Here is a 1783-nt window from a genome sequence, read left to right as displayed (position 1 = left end):
CGCGACGGCCGCGCGGCCGGGAGTCCGCCCCTCAGCGACCGCGAAGGGCTGGGGGCTGCCGCCCCCCGCACCCCCCGCCCAAAGGGGGGCACGCCCCCCTTTGGAAACCCCGTGCGTATTGGGAGCAGACTGAAATGGCGGATCGCAGCTTTCTGGACTGGCCGTTCTTCGAAGACAGGCACCGCGCGCTGGCGGCGGAGGTCGAGGCTTTCGCGGCGGGGCTGGACATCGACCATGGCGATACCGACGCGGCCTGCCGGGCGCTGGTGACGGCGATGGGCGAGGCCGGGATTGCCGCGCATTCGGGGGCGCCGGACGGGCGGCTCGATGTGCGGAGCCTGTGTCTGATCCGCGAGACGCTGGCGCGCCACGACGGGCTGGCGGATTTCGCCTTTGCCATGCAGGGGCTGGGGACCGGGGCGATCTCGCTCTTCGGGAGTGACGAGCAGCGCGCCCATTGGCTGCCGCTGACACGGGGCGGGAAGGCGATCTCGGCCTTCGCGCTGACCGAGCCGCAATCGGGCTCGGACGTGGCCAATTCGACGATGACCGCCACGCGGGACGGCAATGACTACGTCCTGAACGGCGAGAAGACCTGGATTTCCAACGGCGGGATCGCCGATGTCTATACGCTCTTTGCCCGGACCGGCGAGGCGCCGGGCGCCAAGGGACTGTCCTGCTTCATCGTCACGCCGGATCTGCGGGGGTTCGAGGTGGTCGAGCGTCTGAGCACCATCGCCCCGCATCCGCTGGCGCGTCTGCGCTTCACCGATTGCCGGGTGCCCGCCAGCGCCATGATCGGAGGGCCGGGACAGGGGTTCCGCATCGCCATGTCTGTGCTGGATGTGTTCCGCTCCTCGGTCGCCGCCGCCGCGCTGGGCTTTGCCCGCCGGGCGCTGGACGAGGCGCTGGACCGGGTCACCAGCCGTCAGGTGCAGGGCGCGCCGCTTTTCGACTTGCAGATGGTGCAGGGGCATATCGCCGATATGGCGGTGGATGTGGATGCCTCGGCCCTGCTGGTCTACCGCGCCGCCTGGACCAAGGATTCGGGCGCGCCCCGGGTCACGCGCGAGGCCGCCATGGCCAAGCTCTTCGCCACCGATCAGGCGCAACAGGTCATCGACCGGGCGCTGCAATTGCATGGCGGCGATGGCGTGCGCCATGGCCAGATGGTCGAGAGCCTCTACCGCGAGATCCGCGCGCTCAGGATCTACGAGGGTGCGTCGGACGTGCAGCGGGTGGTGATCGCCCGCCAGACGCTCGCCGCCCATCAGAAATGACCGAATGACCGGGAAAACCCGGCGCGATCCAACAGGAGACCCGAGATGCTGAGACCCTCCGCCCATGTCGACAGCTTCACGCGCGACAACCTGCCCCCGCTCGAGGCCTGGCCCGAGCTGCGGCTCGAGGGGTTCGATTATCCCGACCGGCTGAATGCGGGGGTCGAGATGACCGACGCGATGGTCGCCAAGGGCTATGGCGATCGGACCGCGCTGATCGGCAACGGGCGGCGGCGGACCTACAAGGAACTGGCCGACTGGACCAACCGGCTGGCCCGCGCCATGGTCGAGGATTTGGGCGTGAAGCCCGGCAACCGGGTGCTGATCCGCTCGGCCAACAACCCGGCGATGGTGGCCTGCTGGCTGGCGGCGACCAAGGCGGGGGCGGTGGTGATCAACACCATGCCGATGCTGCGGGCCGGCGAGCTGGCGAAATACGTCGAGGCGGCGCAGATCACCCATGCGCTGTGCGATACGCGGCTGATGGATGAACTGACCGCCTG

The 1783-nt window shown here is 69.3% G+C and carries 2 protein-coding genes; both read left to right on the top strand.

What is annotated here, in order from left to right; all coding sequences use genetic code 11:
• The first annotated feature begins 134 nt into the window (after positions 1-134).
• Positions 135-1280 carry an acyl-CoA dehydrogenase family protein gene (locus VDQ18_RS23560; protein WP_323023288.1) on the top strand — a complete coding sequence of 382 codons (1146 nt, stop codon included), beginning with the start codon at positions 135-137 and terminating at the stop codon, positions 1278-1280.
• A 45-nt stretch (positions 1281-1325) separates the two neighbouring features.
• A partial coding sequence (locus VDQ18_RS23555) for an AMP-binding protein (RefSeq protein WP_323023287.1) occupies positions 1326-1783 on the top strand: 458 nt, incomplete at its 3' end.

This window comes from Pararhodobacter sp. (genome assembly GCF_034676075.1).
In the GTDB taxonomy this organism is placed as follows: Bacteria; Pseudomonadota; Alphaproteobacteria; order Rhodobacterales; family Rhodobacteraceae; genus Pararhodobacter.
The sequence above is the reverse complement of the archived record's forward strand: the minus strand, read 5'-3'. Positions and strand labels throughout refer to the sequence as shown.

Excerpts from the sequence above, each read along its gene's own strand:
- VDQ18_RS23560 (WP_323023288.1), top strand. The coding sequence starts at position 135 with ATGGCGGATCGCAGCTTTCTGGACTGGCCGTTCTTCGAAGACAGGCAC.